This is a genomic window from Haloplanus salinarum (assembly GCF_024498175.1).
GTDB lineage: Archaea > Halobacteriota > Halobacteria > Halobacteriales > Haloferacaceae > Haloplanus > Haloplanus salinarum.
The window spans coordinates 94,589-110,998 of sequence record NZ_CP101823.1; the positions used below are offsets into that span (position 1 = coordinate 94,589).

At 67.4% G+C, this 16,410-nt stretch carries 14 protein-coding genes and 1 pseudogene; 9 read left to right on the forward strand and 6 right to left on the reverse strand.

What is annotated here, in order from left to right; translation table 11 throughout:
- The first annotated feature begins 29 nt into the window (after nt 1-29).
- The 3 genes from NO364_RS00520 to NO364_RS00530 all read left to right on the forward strand — a co-directional run bounded on the left by NO364_RS00520 (nt 30) and on the right by NO364_RS00530 (nt 2,671).
- Nucleotides 30-224 (forward strand): cold-shock protein, encoded by a 195-nt coding sequence (locus tag NO364_RS00520; RefSeq protein WP_049935367.1) that lies wholly within the window; start codon nt 30-32, stop codon nt 222-224.
- A 131-nt stretch (nt 225-355) separates the two neighbouring features.
- Complete coding sequence (locus NO364_RS00525; protein WP_257628258.1) at nt 356-1,939, forward strand: hypothetical protein; 1,584 nt, start codon at nt 356-358, stop codon at nt 1,937-1,939.
- Between the two features lie 114 nt (nt 1,940-2,053).
- Nucleotides 2,054-2,671 (forward strand): DUF7504 family protein, encoded by a 618-nt coding sequence (locus NO364_RS00530; RefSeq protein WP_425492013.1) that lies wholly within the window; start codon nt 2,054-2,056, stop codon nt 2,669-2,671.
- Nucleotides 2,672-2,709: 38 nt separating this feature from the next.
- Here NO364_RS00530 and NO364_RS00535 read toward each other — a convergent pair whose 3' ends face one another.
- Nucleotides 2,710-2,946, reverse strand: a complete 237-nt coding sequence (locus NO364_RS00535; RefSeq protein WP_157689434.1) for a DUF6199 family natural product biosynthesis protein — start codon at nt 2,944-2,946, stop codon at nt 2,710-2,712.
- A complete protein-coding gene (locus NO364_RS00540; protein ID WP_157689433.1) occupies nt 2,947-3,774 on the reverse strand; it encodes a M48 family metallopeptidase in 828 nt (275 codons plus the stop codon).
- 150 nt (nt 3,775-3,924) lie between these two features.
- Here NO364_RS00540 and NO364_RS00545 point away from each other — a divergent pair, with 150 nt between their 5' ends.
- The 3 genes from NO364_RS00545 to NO364_RS00555 are packed head-to-tail and all read left to right on the forward strand — an operon-like array spanning nt 3,925 to nt 8,668.
- Nucleotides 3,925-4,245 (forward strand): DUF7518 family protein, encoded by a 321-nt coding sequence (locus tag NO364_RS00545; protein ID WP_157689432.1) that lies wholly within the window; start codon nt 3,925-3,927, stop codon nt 4,243-4,245.
- A 15-nt stretch (nt 4,246-4,260) separates the two neighbouring features.
- The gene (gene smc, locus NO364_RS00550; protein WP_257628260.1) at nt 4,261-7,842 is read left to right on the forward strand and encodes a chromosome segregation protein SMC; all 3,582 of its coding nucleotides are present in this window, start codon (nt 4,261-4,263) and stop codon (nt 7,840-7,842) included.
- Nucleotides 7,835-8,668 carry a segregation and condensation protein A gene (locus tag NO364_RS00555; RefSeq protein ID WP_257628261.1) on the forward strand — a complete coding sequence of 278 codons (834 nt, stop codon included), beginning with the start codon at nt 7,835-7,837 and terminating at the stop codon, nt 8,666-8,668. The genes smc and NO364_RS00555 overlap by 8 nt, the downstream gene beginning before the upstream one ends.
- 249 nt (nt 8,669-8,917) lie before the next feature.
- Here NO364_RS00555 and NO364_RS00560 read toward each other — a convergent pair whose 3' ends face one another.
- The 3 genes from NO364_RS00560 to NO364_RS00570 form a co-directional block, all read right to left on the reverse strand.
- The gene (locus tag NO364_RS00560; protein WP_157689429.1) at nt 8,918-9,154 is read right to left on the reverse strand and encodes a hypothetical protein; all 237 of its coding nucleotides are present in this window, start codon (nt 9,152-9,154) and stop codon (nt 8,918-8,920) included.
- Between the two features lie 47 nt (nt 9,155-9,201).
- The gene (locus NO364_RS00565; protein WP_157689428.1) at nt 9,202-10,161 is read right to left on the reverse strand and encodes an AEC family transporter; all 960 of its coding nucleotides are present in this window, start codon (nt 10,159-10,161) and stop codon (nt 9,202-9,204) included.
- Nucleotides 10,162-10,227: 66 nt separating this feature from the next.
- Nucleotides 10,228-10,917, reverse strand: a complete 690-nt coding sequence (locus NO364_RS00570; RefSeq protein WP_257628262.1) for a phosphoribosyltransferase — start codon at nt 10,915-10,917, stop codon at nt 10,228-10,230.
- Nucleotides 10,918-11,004: 87 nt separating this feature from the next.
- Between NO364_RS00570 and NO364_RS00575 the strand changes: the two genes are divergently transcribed.
- Complete coding sequence (locus NO364_RS00575; protein WP_157689426.1) at nt 11,005-11,907, forward strand: PhzF family phenazine biosynthesis protein; 903 nt, start codon at nt 11,005-11,007, stop codon at nt 11,905-11,907.
- Between the two features lie 147 nt (nt 11,908-12,054).
- Entirely contained in the window at nt 12,055-14,334 is a 2,280-nt protein-coding gene (ppsA, locus tag NO364_RS00580; RefSeq protein WP_157689425.1) for a phosphoenolpyruvate synthase, read from the forward strand.
- Nucleotides 14,335-14,619: 285 nt separating this feature from the next.
- Here the strand turns inward: ppsA and NO364_RS00585 are convergent.
- Nucleotides 14,620-15,659, reverse strand: a pseudogene (locus NO364_RS00585) (RNA-guided endonuclease TnpB family protein).
- Nucleotides 15,660-15,855: 196 nt separating this feature from the next.
- On the opposite strand from NO364_RS00585, the gene NO364_RS00590 reads away from it, so the two are divergent.
- Nucleotides 15,856-16,407, forward strand: a complete 552-nt coding sequence (locus tag NO364_RS00590) for a YqaA family protein (protein WP_199243775.1) — start codon at nt 15,856-15,858, stop codon at nt 16,405-16,407.
- Nucleotides 16,408-16,410 lie beyond the last annotated feature (3 nt).

Consider the following 16,410-nt stretch of genomic DNA (forward strand, 5'->3'; position numbering starts at 1 on the left):
TGCGTCGAGGGGGCCTCCGTATGGATGCAATGGCAACTGGTACGGTCGATTTCTTCAACGACACTGGCGGTTACGGCTTTATCGAGACTGAGGACGCGGACGACGACGTGTTCTTCCACATGGAGGACGTTGGCGGTCCGGACCTCGAAGAAGGACAGGAACTCGAATTCGAGATCGAGGACTCCCCCAAGGGTCCGCGCGCGACCAACGTCGTTCGCCTGTAAGGCGACGGACGTCACTTCTCGCCGATCTCCACGATTTTTGCGTGACCACGACACCCAGCGGCGGCGCCGATTCTCAGCCCTGAGAAGGCGGGCGGCACGTTGAAACCCCTGGGCGCCGTCGGCTCGACAGAGTGACTGCTATGGACGCGCCCGGCCGTTCCGCACTCGTCGCCCTGGTCGTCGCGGCCGGCGTCGTCGGCTTCCTCCCCGCCGCCGGCGTCGTCGGCGCGACGTCGCCGGCGATCACCGTCACCGTCGACGGCTCGCCCGTCGACGACGGCAACGAGACGGTGGTCAACGACGACCCGCCCATCGGCGTCAGCGTGGACGCGGATCGGTCCATCGACGTCGTCTCGGTTCGCGTCGACGGTACCACCGAGCGGCGCTACACGCCCAACGGCTCCACGCTCGACGAGACGTTCCACCTCGGCCTCGCGAGCGGCGAACACAATATCTCGGTCGTGGTGAAGACCGAGGAGGTCACGACCCACGAGGTGACGGTGATCAAGGACGCCCAACGGCCCTACGTCGCCTACACAGCACCGTTCGAGACGGACACCTACGAGCCCCCGCCGGAGCGCGTGACGGTGAACCGGTCGCGGGTCACGCTCGCGGGGAATTTCAGCGATCTGACGGGGGTCACACACCTCCTCATCAACCGCTCGACCGAGTACGACACCGGCGCGGGCACGCGGACCGACCGCGCCGTCTACGAGGCGCGAACGCCGAACGAGTCGTTCTCCCAGTCGGTATTCCTCGGGGTGGGCGACAACACCGTGACCGCGCGCTACTACGACGAACTCAACCACGTCCGCGTCCATCGGGTGACCATCACGGTCCAGGACACCGCGCCGCCGACGCTGTCGAACCTGTCGGTGGTCCGGACGGCCCCGGAGACCCTCCGGGTGCGGGGGAGTGCGACGGACAACGGGCAGATCCGGAGCGTCTCGCTCACGCCCGCGAACGTCGACGACACCACGTACCTGCTCAACCCGGGAGTCGGCGAACCGAACCCCGCGCGCCAGCGGACGACCTTCGCGTCGAACGTCACGCTCCACCCCGGTGTCAACAGCGTCGTCCTACGGGCGACCGACACGGCGGGCAACACCGTCGAACGGACCGTCTCCGTCAGGCGGACCGTCGTTCCCGAACTCCGTCTCGACCGCGGGGGGACCCGGTACGTCAACGGTAGCACCGTCGTCGCCAGGGGGGTGGCGACCGACGGCGAAATCGTCTCCGCCACCCTCGAAACCGTCGACGCCGACACCGGCGAGGTGGTCGACATCGTCTCCCTCCACGACGGCGACATCGTGACCGACCTCGACTTCGAGCGCCACCTCGACGCCCCCGAGAGCCGGCACACGACGGTTCGACTCCGCGTCATCGACTCCTCGGGAACCGAACACGTCACCACGCTGGACCGGACGCTGACCGTCGAGACACCGACGGCGACGCCGACGGTGACGCCGAGGCCCTCGACCACGTCCTCCCCGCCGCCCGAATCGACGGCGACGCCGGTGCCGACGGCCACCCCGGACGGATCGAACGCGAGCGGCCTGACCGTCCCCGTTATCGGCGTGACGATACCGGTGCCGTCCGTCCTCGGCACGTCCGTCTCGCTGCCGGTCCCCGTCGTCGGGCCGTTCGACGTTCCGATCCTCCCCGTGGCCGCGCTGCTTGCCGTCGGACTGGGCGTCGTCGGTCGCCGCCGCTGACCGACGAACCGCCACCCGGCCCGGCATCCGCCACAGTAGTTTTCAGACGGCGGCGGCTATCGCCGACGAGGTGATGCCATCCCGCCGGAATCGCCCTCCACGATCACCCTGCATCTGACCGACTCGCGGACGACGGTCGAGCCGCGACACTGTACGCGCATCACCCCGGTTCCCGAAGCATCGGCCGTCGTCGTCGTCGCCCTCGCAGGGTCGCCGGTTCGGTGGCTCGACGACTGGGAGGCCATGCCCGACACCGACATCGACCGCGCGACGTTCGTCGTCGACGACGCCACCTCGTGGGTGGCCGGCGACCCCCGCGACCGTCTCGACGCCGCAGCGTCGCCGGACACCGACGTCCGCGTCCGGACTCTCGCGTCACCCGGCAACCTCACCGACGTCGGGGTCACGCTGACGGAGGTGCTGGAGCGACAGCCAGCCGGGCCGACCCTCCTCTGTTTCCAGTCGCTGACGGTGCTGTTGCAGTACGCGCCGCTCGACGAGGTGTACCAGTTCCTCCACACGCTCGAGACACACGTCGAGCGGACCGACACGGCGGCGCACTTCCACCTCCAGAGGGCGCCCACGACGAGGAGGCGGTCGACACCCTGCGGCCCGTCTTCGATCGGGTCCACGGGGACTCCTGAGACGCCCGGCGGGAGCCGATCGACTCATACGGTTTATTGTAACTGTTTACCGGTGGTTCGCCGAACTGTTCCGGTGAACCACCGGTAGTGACTTACGATAAACAGTATCACACGTGGCGCCGTCGGTCAGACGGCCGCGACGTAGCCGAAGTAGCCGCCGCCGAGGACGAGGCCGACGCCGACGGCCCGGACCAGGTACAGCCAGCGGTCGGACGGGTCCCCGTCGGTGCCGTAGCCGCCGCCCCGGTCGTGGGGACGACGGCCGACGGTGTGGACCCGGATCACGGCGCCGGGGGCGACCAGACAGAGTGCGCCGAGCAGGAGGCCGAGGATCGCCGCCAGGAGCGTCCGGACGTCTACCATCTACGATCGGAGACGTTCGATCCGCTTCTCGACCGGCGGGTGCGTCGAGAGGAGGCTCGCCAGTCCCCCGCCGTCGCCGAAGATACACAGCGCGTTCACCTGGTCGTCGACGCCGGCGTCCTCCCGGCGCTCGGCGCTTCGGCTGATCTTCTCCAGGGCGCTGGCGAGCGGTTCGCCGCTCCCGACCTCGCGGGCCGCGTCGGCGTCGGCGACGTACTCGCGGTACCGCGAGATGGCGAAGACGAACACCATCACCAACATCTGCGTGAGCTGGCCGACGACGATGGCGAGGAAGAAGTCCGCGAGGTCGTTGTCGCCGGTCAGGAGGACGGCCCACTGGGCGACGATGGCGACGATGGAGGCGACGCCCTGCCCGAGCACCATCATCACCACGTCGCGGTTGCGGATGTGGGCGAGTTCGTGGGCCAGGACGCCCTCCACTTCGTCCGGTTCGAGCGTCCGCAGGAGCTCCTGGCTCACGACGACGGTCCCGGCGCCCTTCCGGCCGACGGCGAAGGCGTTGGGGACGCCCATCCGGGCGATCATGAGCCGCGGCTTGTCGATGCCCATATCGCGGGAGAGCGATTCGACCCGGCGGTGGATCTCGGTGTAGCGGTCCTCGGGCAGGTCCTCGGCGCCGACGCTCCGGAGCGCCATCCACTTCCCGAGCTTGTACTGGACGCCGACGAAGGCGACGCTCCCGACGACTACCAGCGGGAACACGTCGGTCCCGAACATCCCCATCAGGACGACGGCGGCGATGCCGTAGAAGGCAAAGAGGATCGATCCGACGATCGCCATCCGCAGTTTCAGTCCGACGTGACGCATATCCGACCGTCGCGCCTGCGACTACAAAGGCTCGGCGGTTCGGCGTGTCACGCAACCGCACGGTCGCGCGGCTCGACCGCCCCCCGGCGTCCGGTCGACAGTGTGGATGTCTGACGTACATTTATACGTCCGGCGACGCCTGGTAGGTGCATGAGCAACAGGGTGGAGGAGCTCGAATCGCAGGTCGCGGAACTGCAGGCCGCCGTCGACGGTCTCACCGAGGAACTCGTCGAGACACGGGAACGGCTGCGACAGCTCGAAGCCGAGGAGGGCGTCGAGCGAACGCGGGCCCCGGAGCGCCGGGAGTCCGAATCCAGCCCGAGCCCCGACTCCGAGCCCGCCGACGCGTCGGCCGACCCGGCCGACGCCGCCGACGCCGACGACGGGGCCGCCGGCGCCGAAACCGGGACCGACCCCGAGACGGACGACGACGGCTCCGATTCGGACGGGAACGACATCATCGTCGCCTGATCGGGGCCGACCCCCATGCACATCTCCGAGCTCGTACTCGACGACTTCAAGAGCTTCGGCCGGAAGACGCGCATCCCCTTCTACGAGGACTTCACCGTCATTACCGGCCCGAACGGCTCCGGCAAGAGCAACATCATCGACGGGGTGCTCTTCGCGCTGGGGCTCGCGCGAACGCGGGGCATCCGGGCCGAGAAGCTCACGGACCTCATCTACAACCCCGGCCACGAGGACGACACGGACCGGTCGGGTCCCCGCGAGGCGAGCGTCACGGTCGTCCTCGACAACGCCGACGGGACGCTCGACCGCTCGCAGGTGGTCAACGCCGCCGGCACCGAGGACGTGGGTGACGTCGACGAGATTTCCGTCAAGCGCCGGGTCAAGGAGACCGAGGACAACTACTACTCCTACTACTACCTCAACGGCCGGTCGGTCAACCTCTCGGACATCCGGGATCTGCTGGCCCAGGCGGGGGTGACACCCGAGGGGTACAACGTCGTCATGCAGGGCGACGTGACCGAGATCATCAACATGTCGGCGGGTCAGCGTCGGGGTATCGTCGACGAGATCGCGGGCGTCGCCGAGTTCGACGCGAAAAAGGAGGACGCCTTCGGGGAGCTGGAGACCGTCGAGGAGCGCATCGACGAGGCGGACCTCCGGATCGAGGAGAAGGAGGACCGCCTCGACCAGCTGGAGGACGAACGCGAGACGGCTCTCGAATACAAATCGCTCCGCGAGGAGAAAGCGGAGTACGAGGGCTACCTGAAGGCGGCCGAACTGGAGGAAAAGCGGACCGCCCTGGAGCGCACCGAGAAGCGGGTCGAGGCGACCGAACAGGAGCTCGCGGACCGACGGGCCACCCTCGAGGAGCGCGAGGCCACGGTCGAAAAGCTGGAGGCCGAACTCGACGACCTCACCCGTGAGATCGAGCGCAAGGGCGAGGACGAACAGCTCCGGATCAAAGGCGAGATCGAGGAGATCAAAGGCGAGATCGGTCGCCTCGAAGCCACCATCGAGAACCAGGAGGAGAAGATCGAGGACGCGGAGCAGGACCGCCGCGAGGCCTTCGTCACCCTCGATCGGAAGACCGAGAAACTCGACGACCTCGAGGCGGAGAAGCGGTCGATCAAAGTCGAGAAGGCGTCGGTGAAAGGCGACATCGAGGAGCAGGAGGCGGCCCTCGCGGAGGTCGAGGCCGAAATCGAGAGCGTCGACACGGAGTTCGACGAACTCAAGGAGGAACTCGCCGACCGCAAGGCGGAACTGGAGGAGCTGAAGACCGAGCGCAACGACGCCCAGCGGGAGAAGGATCGGCTCCTCGACGAGGCTCGCCGCCGGTCCAACCGCATCAGCGAGGCCCAGTCGGAGCTGGAGGCGGTCCACGAGCGGCTCCCGGAGCTGAAAGCCGAGCGCTCGGATCTGCACGGCGAACTCGACCGCGCGGAGAAGAACCGCGAGAAGATCGAGTCGGCCATCGAGGAGCTACGCACGGAGAAGGCCGACCTGCAGGACGAACTCGACGGAATCGAGGAGGACCTCCGCTCGAAACAGAACGAGTACGCGGAGCTCGAAGCGCGCGCGAGCCGCGACGGCGACGACTCCTGGCCGCGGTCGGTGACGACGGTCCTGAACGCGGGCATCGACGGCGTCCACGGCGCGGTCGGCCAACTGGGAAGCGTCGGTGCCGAGTACGCCACCGCCTGCGAGACGGCCGCCGGGGGGCGGCTGGCGAACGTCGTCGTCGACGACGACGGCGTCGGATCGTCCTGTATCGACTACCTCAAGTCCCGGTCGGCGGGACGGGCGACCTTCCTCCCGATCACCGAGATGGACCGGCGGGGACTTCCCTCGAAGCCCGCCCATCCGGGCGTCGTCGACTTCGCGCGGAACCTCGTCGACTACGACGACCGCTACGCCGGCGTCTTCTCCTACGTCCTCGGGTCGACGCTCGTCGTCGAGGACATGGACACCGCCCGCGACCTGATGGGTGACTACCGGATGGTGACCCTCGACGGCGACCTCGTCGAGAAAAGCGGCGCGATGACCGGCGGCTCCGGCGGCGGCTCGCGGTACTCCTTCACGAAAAGCGGGAAGGGAAAGCTCGAACGGCTGGCCGAGGGGATCGAGTCGCTGGAGGACGACCGCCGGGCGCTTCGCGAGGAGATCCGGGACGTGGAGTCACGCCTCGACGACGCCCGCGACCGGAAGGCCGACGCCACCGAACGGATCCACGAGGTCGAGAGCGACATCGAGGACGTCGAGGGCGACATCGCGGCGGCGGAGGCGGAGATCGAGGAACTGGAGGCCGAACTCGACGACCTCCGGAGCGAACGCGAGGAGGTCGACGAGCGGATGAACGATCACGAGGACCGCATCGACCACCTCGACGACGAGATCGAGTCGGTCGAGGCCGAAATCGCGGACCTCGAAGCGGAACTCGCCGACTCCCGCGTCCCCGAACTCACCGAGCGCAAGGAGGGAATCGAGGACGACATCGCGGACCTGGAGGGGCGGATGGACGACCTCGACGCCCGCCTCGACCAGACGGATCTGGAGATCGAGTACACCGAGGAGGACATCGAGGAGCTCGAAGCAACCATCGAGACGGCGAAAGCGCGCAAGAGCGAGGCCGAGGACGCCATCGCGGACGCGGAGGCGGAGATCGAGGACCGCGAGGCGACCCTCGAGGAGAAGCGCGCGGCCATCGAGGAACTGGAGGACGAACTCGCGGACCTGAAAGCCGAGCGCCGGGACCTGCAGCGGGACCTCCGGGAGGCGGGCACGGAACGCGACGAGGCGCGCGAGCGGGTGACGGCCGTCGAGTCGACGCTCGCCGACCTCGAGGACGACGTCGAGCGCCTGAACTGGGAGATCGACGAACTCGAAAGCGAGGTCGGGGCGTACGACCCCGAGGAGATCCCGGACCACGACGAGGTGGAAGAAACCGTCGAACGCTTGGAAGCGGAGATGGCGGCGCTCGAACCCGTGAACATGCTCGCCATCGACGAGTACGACGAGGTGGAAGCCGAACTCGACGACCTGCGGGAACGTCGCGACACGCTCGTCGACGAGCGCGACGCCATCGAGGAGCGCATCGAGGGCTACGAAGCGAGAAAGAAGGAGACGTTCATGGAGGCGTTCGACGCCATCGACGCCCACTTCCAGGACATCTTCGAGCGGCTCTCGGCGGGGACGGGCGAACTCCACCTGGAGAACGAGGACGACCCCTTCGAGGGCGGCCTGACGATGAAGGCCCAGCCCGGCGACAAGCCCATTCAACGCTTGGACGCGATGAGCGGCGGCGAGAAGTCGCTGACCGCGCTCGCCTTCATCTTCGCCATCCAGCGACACAACCCGGCGCCCTTCTACGCGCTGGACGAGGTGGACGCCTTCCTCGACGCCGCCAACGCCGAGCGGGTGGGCGAGATGGTCGACGATCTGGCCGGCGAGGCACAGTTCGTCGTCGTCTCGCACCGCTCGGCCCTGCTGGATCGCTCCGAGCGCGCCATCGGCGTCACCATGCAGGGCGACAACGTGAGCGCGGTCACGGGCATCCAACTCGACGGCGACGCCGACCCGGAGGTGACCGCGGATGACTGAGGACCACCTCCCCAACGACGTCTCCCTCTCCGACACCGACGACGACGAGGTGGAGCCGGTCGAACTCCTCGTCCAGTTGGCCGAGGAGGGGGAGATCGACCCCTGGGACGTCGACATCGTCGACGCGACCGACGCCTTCCTCGACCGCCTCGACGGGACGGACCTGCGCACGTCGGGGCGGGCGCTGTTCTACGCGAGCGTCCTCCTGCGGATGAAAAGCGACGCCCTGCTCGGTCACGGGGCGGACCCGGAGCCGGAACCGGAGCCGTGGGAAGTGGCGATGGAGGGCGGCGATCCGGAGCTGGACGGCCCGGATCCGATCGACGCTCTGGAGACCGAACTCGACCGGCGGCTGGAGCGGAAACACGCCCGGGGGTCGCCGGAGACGCTCGACGAACTCGTGCGCGAACTCCGCGAGGCGGAGCGGAACTCGTGGTGGAAGGAGTCACGGTCGTACGACACCTCGGCGTCGCCGGGGGGGTACGACCGCGGGACGCAGACCCTCGACTACCGGGCGGCCGACGACCTCCGCGAGGGGGGTGAGCCGACCGAGGGCGACGTGACGGCCAACACCCACACCGAGGACATCGAGACGACCATCGAGTCGGTGCGCGACGCTCTGCGGACCCACTACGACGCCGGCCGCGCGGAGGTGCTGTTCGCGGAGGTTCGCGAGACCGGCGGGGCACCGGTCGACACCTTCCTCGCCCTGCTCTTTCTGGCCAACCGGGGGGCGATCAAGCTCCGACAGGACGACCTGTTCGGCGACCTCTGGATCCGGGACCCGTCGGCGCCGACGGTCGGCGACGAAGCCGTGGCGGACTGAGGGTCTCGGGACCGGCGAGACGCCCGGCGGAGACTCACGGTTTCGAGCCGTTGGACGACGAAGCCGTGGCGGACTGAGGGCGTCTCGGGACCGGCGAGACGGACGGCGGAGACTCACGGTTTCGAGCCGTTGGACGACGAAGCCGTGGCGGACTGATACTGTTTATTGTAAGTCATTACCGGTGGTTCGCCGAGACGGTCCGGCGAACCACCGGCAACCAGTTACAATAATCCGTATGAGGGCGTCGCTCTACTCCCGCACCGGGAGCGTATCCGTGACGACCAGGACGATGAACAGTCCGAGGACCGCGAGCAGGAACACCGCGACACGCACGTCGAGCAACAGGTCGGCGAGGGCGACGAGGCCGGTCTCGTGGGCGAGTTCGATCGTCTCGCGTTTGGCGACCGGGTACGGGGGGATGTGGACCGCCGTCAGGACCGTGACGACGGCGACGAGCAACCAGTCGAGACCGTCTCTATCGCGCATTCGTCCGGAGTGGGACGGCCGGTGGCTTAAACGTCGCGGCCCGATTATCAGACGAGCAGTCCGGATTCGAGCAGCGCGATCAGCACCGTCAGGATCGGGACGCTCAGGAGCGTCGTGACGAGGACGGTCGTGCTGACGTACTCGGCGACGGAGAGGCCGTTGCCGGCGGATTCGCCGCCGAACTCGACGACCAAGAGGAGGGGGGTGATGGCGGCCGGCGTCGCACATTCGAGAACGAACGTGCGCGCGACGGTGGTGTTCTGGAAGCCGACCAGGAGCGCGATGCCGGCGCCGACGAGGGGGGCGACGCCCATCTTCAGGACCGTCGCCTTGCCGACGCTCGACAGCGCCGCACCGTAGTCGGTGTCGGAGAGTTGGATACCGAGGATCAGGAGCATCATCGGAATGGAGGCGTTGCCGACGAGTTCGAGCGTCGCCATCGCGGTGCTGCCGGCGGGGGGGACGACGCCGAGATAGCGTGCGAGGAGGGCGGCGGCGACGGCGTAGACGAGCGGGATCTTGAGCGCGCGCTTCATGCCGCCGAGCCCGCGTGTGCCGCCGCTCCGCTGGGCGACGTAGATGCCACCGGTGTAGAGCAGGACCGACTGGACGGTCAGGTAGATGACGGCAGTGCTGCGGCCCTCGGGGCCGAACGCGAACTCCGAGAGCGGGATGCCGTAGTTGCCGGAGTTGGGGAAGGCACTCACGAGGACGAGCGCGCTCAGGACGGGTTCGGACTCGCCGGTGAGGCGGCCAACGACCTCCGCGAGGACGACCATCGTGACCAGGTAGGCCGCGGTGGCGACGCCGATGCGGGCGAGCGTCGATCCCCCGAAGGTCGCCGTGGCGATGCTGTGGAAGATGAGCGCGGGGACGAAGACGTACACCGTGATGGTGTTGAGCGGGCCGATGTCGATATCGCGGAGGCGCCCGATGAGTACCCCCACACCCGCGAGGGTGATGATCGGAAGGATCGCGGTCGCGAAAATCGAGAGCAGCGAACTCACGTGGCCTCCCCCCGATGCGGTCGGCGGTGCCGGCGGCGGTGGGCCGTCGGAGTCGTCCGGGACACGTTACGCGAGTCGCCAGGCGTCGCCCGCGGACTCGACGACGCCGCGGCGCTCCATCTCCGCGAGCACCTCGTCGAGGCGGTCGGGCTGGGCGATCTCCATCTCGATGCGCCGGACGTCGTGGTAGTCGGCGAGGGACGACCGGATGTCGTCGCGCTCGAAGCTGTCGTCGTCGGCTCGCTCCATGACGCCCTCGATCAGGTCGATCATGTCCTCGATGAAGTTCCACGGGTAGACGATCCAGGCCCACTCGTCGAGGCGTTCGCCGACGAAGTCGGGTTCGAACTCGCTGGTGTGGAGGAGTTGGAGGGTCGCGGTCCGCACCGCGTCGGGGTCGCGGCCGGCGACGTACTCGTGGGCGTGGCGGAGCGACTCGCCGGTGTCGGCGATGTCGTCGACGATCAGGACGTCCTTGCCCTCGACGCTCCCTTCGGGCATCGGGTAGCGCACCTCGGGGTCGGCGCCCTTGGCCGCGGTGCCGACGTAGTGTTCCATCTTCAGGCTGGTGAGGTCGTCGAGGCCGAGGAAGTCACAGCAACACCGGCCCGCGAACCAGCCGCCGCGGGCGAGCGCGACGATCACGTCGGGGTCGAACTCCGCGGCCCGCACTTCGTCGGCCACGTCCCGGCAGAGGCCGTAGATGTACTCCCAGTTGGTGATCGTACAGGTGAACTCGTCCGGGAGGTCGCTCATGGCGGCGACTCCGACGCCCGGGGTGTAAGGGTTTACGGGACGCGGTGGGGCAACAGGGTCTTGTCGCCCGCGGTGCAGGTCCGTGGCATGGACACGTACCGGACCCTGTTGATCGACGCGTTCGCCGCCGAACCGCTCGCGGGCAACGCGGCCGGACTCGTCCCCGACGCCGACGGGCTCACCGACGACCGGATGCGGGCCGTCGCCCGTGAACTCGGGGCGAGCGAGACGGCCTTCCTCACGCCCGACGCGGACGACGCGGACCGCCGGATCCGCTATTTCACGCCGACCCAGGAGGTGGACCTCTGTGGACACGCGACCGTCGCGGCCCTCGCCTTCCTCCACGAGGAGGGCGCCCTCGACGCCGGCGAGGGGTCGCTCCGGACGAACGTCGGCGTCCTCGACGTCGCGGTGACGGACGACGGCGTCGCCTGGATGACACAGGACGACCCGTCGGTCGAGACGGTCGATCTGGATTACGACCGCGCGGGCGAGGCGCTCGGGATCGATCCGGCGGCACTCCGCGACGTGGGGGCGGACCTCCCCGCCGCCGTCGCCTCGACCGGCCTCCCCTTCCTGACCGTCCCGGTGAACTTCCTCGAACACCTCGGGAACGCCGACCCCGACATGGACGCGCTCGACGCGCTCGCGGCCGATCACGGCGCCACGGGCGTCTACGCGTTCACCTTCGATACGCTCGACGCGGACTCGACGCTCCACGCGCGGATGTTCGCGCCGGGGGCCGGCGTCCCGGAGGACCCGGTGACGGGCACCGCGAGCGGCGCCTGCGGGGCCTACCTCCGTGCCGTCGACGCCTTCGACGACCTGCCGGACGAGATGCGTTTCGAGCAGGGCCACTTCGTGGACCGGCCGGGGCTGGTCCGGGTGCGGGTCGACGAGGACGTCCGCGTGGGCGGGCGTGCGGTGACGGCGCTCGACGGGTCGCTCGCGGTTCCGTCGACCGACGACGACGACATCCTGGAGGCGTAGTCGCGCCCGGGATCGACGGATCGAACCGAAATGCCGAAAACGGGGCTGTGAGTGGCTCAATCGGCAGTTAAGCCGTCCGGATCGGACGGCCGTAGTTGCACGGTTCGAAACCTTCTTTACGCCACTGGCGGGATTCGTGCGTACGAAATGGCTGTAGCTTGGCTGGAGGACGTGCGGTCTACCGACCTGGGGACGGTCGGTGGGAAGGCGGCTTCGCTCGGCGAACTTACCGAGGCTGGGTTGCCCGTGCCGCCGGGATTCGTCGTCACGGCCGGCACCTATCGGACGTTCATCGAGGAAGCCGGTATCGACGAGGAACTGTTCGGGGCAGTCGACGTCGACAGCGAGGACTCGTCGGCGCTCGCGGCGGCACACGAACGCGCCCACGAACTCATCATGGAGACGGAGGTTCCCGAGTCGGTACGCGAGGAGATCCTCGACGCCTACCGGACGGTCGGTGACGGCGAGGCGTTCGTCGCCGTCCGTTCGTCGGCGACGGCGGAGGACCTTCCGGACGCCTCCTTCGCCGGGCAACAGGAGACGTTCCTCAACGTCACCGAGGCGGACCTCATCGAGCGCGTCAAGGAGTGTTGGGCGTCGCTGTTCTCCCAGCGCGCCATCTACTACCGGAACCAGCAGGGGTTCCCCCACGACGAGGTCGACATCGCGGTGGTCGTCCAGCAGATGGTCGACGCCGAGAAGAGCGGCGTGATGTTCACCAGCCACCCCTCGACGGGCGATCCGCGGATCATCATCGAGGCGGCGTGGGGGCTGGGCGAGGCGGTCGTCTCCGGCGCCGTCTCCCCCGACAACTACGTCGTCGACCGGACGACGAGCGAAGTCGAGACGGCGACGGTCGCCACGAAGAAGGTGATGCACGTCAAAGACGAGGCGACCGGCGAGACGGTCGAACGCGACGTGCCCGAGGACAAGCGGGACCAGCGCGTGCTCACCCAGCCCGAAATCGAGCGGCTGGTCGAACTCGGCGAGACGGTCGAGGACCACTACGGCGAGCCACAGGACGTCGAGTGGGCGGTCGTCGACGGCGAGGTGTACATGCTCCAGTCCCGTCCGATCACGACCATCGACGAGGGCGAGGCGGCCGAGGAGGACGAAGACGACGAGGGGGACGGCGACCACCTGCTCTCCGGACTCGGCGCCAGTCCGGGCACCGTCAGCGGCCCCGTCCGGGTCGTCACGAAACTCGATCACCTGGATCAGGTGAGTCAGGGCGACGTCATCGTCACCGAGATGACGATGCCCGACATGGTCCCCGCGATGAAGCGGGCGGCCGCCATCGTCACCGACGAAGGCGGGATGACCTCCCACGCGGCCATCGTCTCCCGCGAACTCGGCGTCCCGGCGGTCGTCGGCTCGGGGAGCGCGACGCGGGTCCTCGAGGACGGCCAGGTCGTCACCGTCGACGGCGAGATGGGGACGGTTCACGAGGGACGTCTCTCGGGGACGGCGGAGGCGGACGTGCCGGCCGCCAACCCCGGGACCGACGACGACTCGGCGCCTGCGGCGGCGACGCCCAACCCCGTGACCGCCACCGAGGTGAAGGTGAACGTCTCCATCCCCGACGCGGCCGAGCGGGCGGCGGCGACCGGTGCCGACGGCGTCGGGCTCCTGCGGATCGAACACCTCGTCCTCTCGCTCGGGAAGACGCCGGAGCGGTACATCGAGGACGAGGGTTCGGAGGCCTACGTCTCGGAGCTCACGGACGGTATCCGACAGGTGGCCGAGGCGTTCTACCCCCGGCCCGTCCGGGTTCGCACCCTCGACGCCCCGACCGACGAGTTCCGACAGCTCGAGGGCGGCGACGAGGAACCCCACGAACACAACCCGATGCTCGGCTACCGGGGCATCCGGCGCAGCCTCGACCGCCCCGAGGTGTTCGAACACGAACTGGAGGCGTTCAAGCGCCTCTACGAGATGGGCTACGAGAACCTGGAGATCATGTTCCCCCTCGTCAACGACGGTGAGGACGTGGCCAGCGCCCGGGCCCACATGGAGGCGGTCGGCATCGACCCCGACAAACGCGAGTGGGGTGTGATGATCGAGACGCCCGCTAGCGCCATCGGCGCCGACGACATCGTCGACGAGGGCGTCGACTTCGTCTCGTTCGGGACGAACGACCTCACACAGTACACGCTCGCGGTCGACCGCAACAACGAGCACGTCTCGGACCGGTTCGACGAACTCCATCCCGCGGTGCTCGAACTGATCGGCGACACCATCGACGTCTGCCGGGCGGCGGACGTCGACACGAGCATCTGTGGACAGGCCGGCTCCCATCCCGACATGGTCGAGTTCCTCGTCCGCAAGGGGATCACCTCGATCAGCGCCAACATCGACGCCGTCGGCGACGTCCTGGAGACGGTCGATACGGTCGAAGAGCGCATGATCCTCGACGCGGTGCGTTGACATCCTCCCCGCCCTAAAGGGCGAGGATTCCCCGAAGGGGATATTCAGGTTGCGCGTTTCCTCGGGGTTCAAGTACGCTTTCGCGTGACCCGTCAACGGTCACCGTCCAGTTGTGACCAAGGACGTGCTTTTCAGCGCGTATAGCTCTGTCAATTGGGCCTTCCTCCCCGCAATCTGCGGGCGTCAACGGCGTGGAACGTAGTTCCACGGGCAATCGGGCGTAGCCCGATGACGACGACTGGCTATTCAACCAGCGAGGTAGCACGGTTCGCGTCAGCCGAACTGCTACGCCGTGCATGGTTCACCCTCCCGTTGTGCGATATTCTCCGAAGCGTTCAGGTCGGCGTGTCGTCCACGGCCACACTCCGAACACCAAAAGTGGTCACCATCACGGGTTCCCAGCGAACCACACGCCGAACACTCCTGACTGGTGTGGTACGCATCGATCTTCTCGACACGAATACCAGCGCGTTCAGCTTTGTACGTGATGAACTGCTGGAGTTGGTGGAAATGCCACGAGTGGACACCCGACCACGAACTGTTCTCACGGATGCCTTCGAGGTCTTCCATCCGAATGACGGGATTCTCGAACTGTTCCGCGAACGTGAGAAGACGACGGGAGAGTTTGTGGTTCAAGTGCTTGATTCGACGCTGTTCTTTGTCACCCACACGGTAACGTGCGCGAAGCGCACCCGCTTCTGATAGCGAATCGCGTAGGGAACGATATTTGCGTCGAACGTACTTCGCCTCACCACCCGATACCAGCATCGACTCACCTTCGCCGTAGGCAGTCACGGCGAGGATGTGTCGTTCACCAAATCGACACCGATGGGCGTCTCGCCCGACGTATCGGCGTCGTACTCGATATTGAACGTACAATACCAGTCGTCTCCGCGACGGTAGACCTGTAGACGAGTCTTGTCGGCGTCACCTTCGACCAGTCGATCTACTGGATTGGCAATGTCGTCGTACACCTCTATCGGGGCGTACCACCATTGGGAGACGCACGGGAAGCCAACGACGACCGTGCCGTTCTCGGTCGTATCGAGTTCCCAGTTCTGGTTGTTGATGGCGAACGGCTGACTCTCTCGGTAGCGAACCGCTCCGTCCTTATTATGGTCGGATTTTGCCTCCCGGATGGCTTGGTTCTGGATTGCCGAGTAGAGGTCGTTGTCGATGCTGGCCGTGGTCACGGATTTGCCGAAGTCGCCGTTCTCCCATCCGTCGATACAGAATTGCTTGGTGTCACGGTAGAGTCGAGTGGCGTGTTGCCACTCTTTGCGCCGTGAGAGGGATGGATTGTGGAACTTCGCGGTGACAGTCACCGTGACCTTACAACCGTAATCAGATGTGTTATTTTAAGCATCTGTTGGAATATCAGGCCGTGCTATCGTCGGTGGATTGTGTCATCAACTGTCGGATTCATCCCCGTCCTGAAGGGCGGGGCTTTCTCCTCACACTTCCGTAACGACCCGCGGTCGAACCTGAAAGACTTACGTCGGCCCCCTCCGAGGGTGAGGTGTGGACCCGTTCGTCCCCCTGCTCTCGGTCGACCTCCTCGGGTTCGAGTGGCTGTCGCGGTTGGTCCGCTCGGCGACCGGATGGGGCGGACTCGTCATCATCTTCGTCTACTCGTTTCTCATCGCCTTCGCGCTCCCGGGAGTCAGCGAAGTCGTCCTGCTCGCACCCCTCGATCTGGGCCTGCCGACCGAGCTACGACTGGCGCTGATCATCCTCGTCTCGGCGCTCGGCAAGGCCGCGGGCAGCGTCTTCGCCTTCCACCTCGGCCAGGAGGCCAAGGAGTCCGGACCGCTGATCCGCTGGCTCCGGCGCTCCCGGTTCGACGTGATCGCGTGGTCGGAGCGACGCACGGTGGAAATCGCCCGCCGCTGGGGCTACGCCGGCCTCGCGCTCGCGCTCTCGGTGCCTTTCTTCCCCGACACGCTCTCCATCTACGCCTTCGCGGTGCTGGAGGAGGATTACGTCCGCTTCGCCGCCGCGACGTTCGCGGGGAGTGTCGGCCGACTACTCGTCACGCTGGCGCTGAGCGCGGGCGTGGTGGCGGTGATCTGAGGG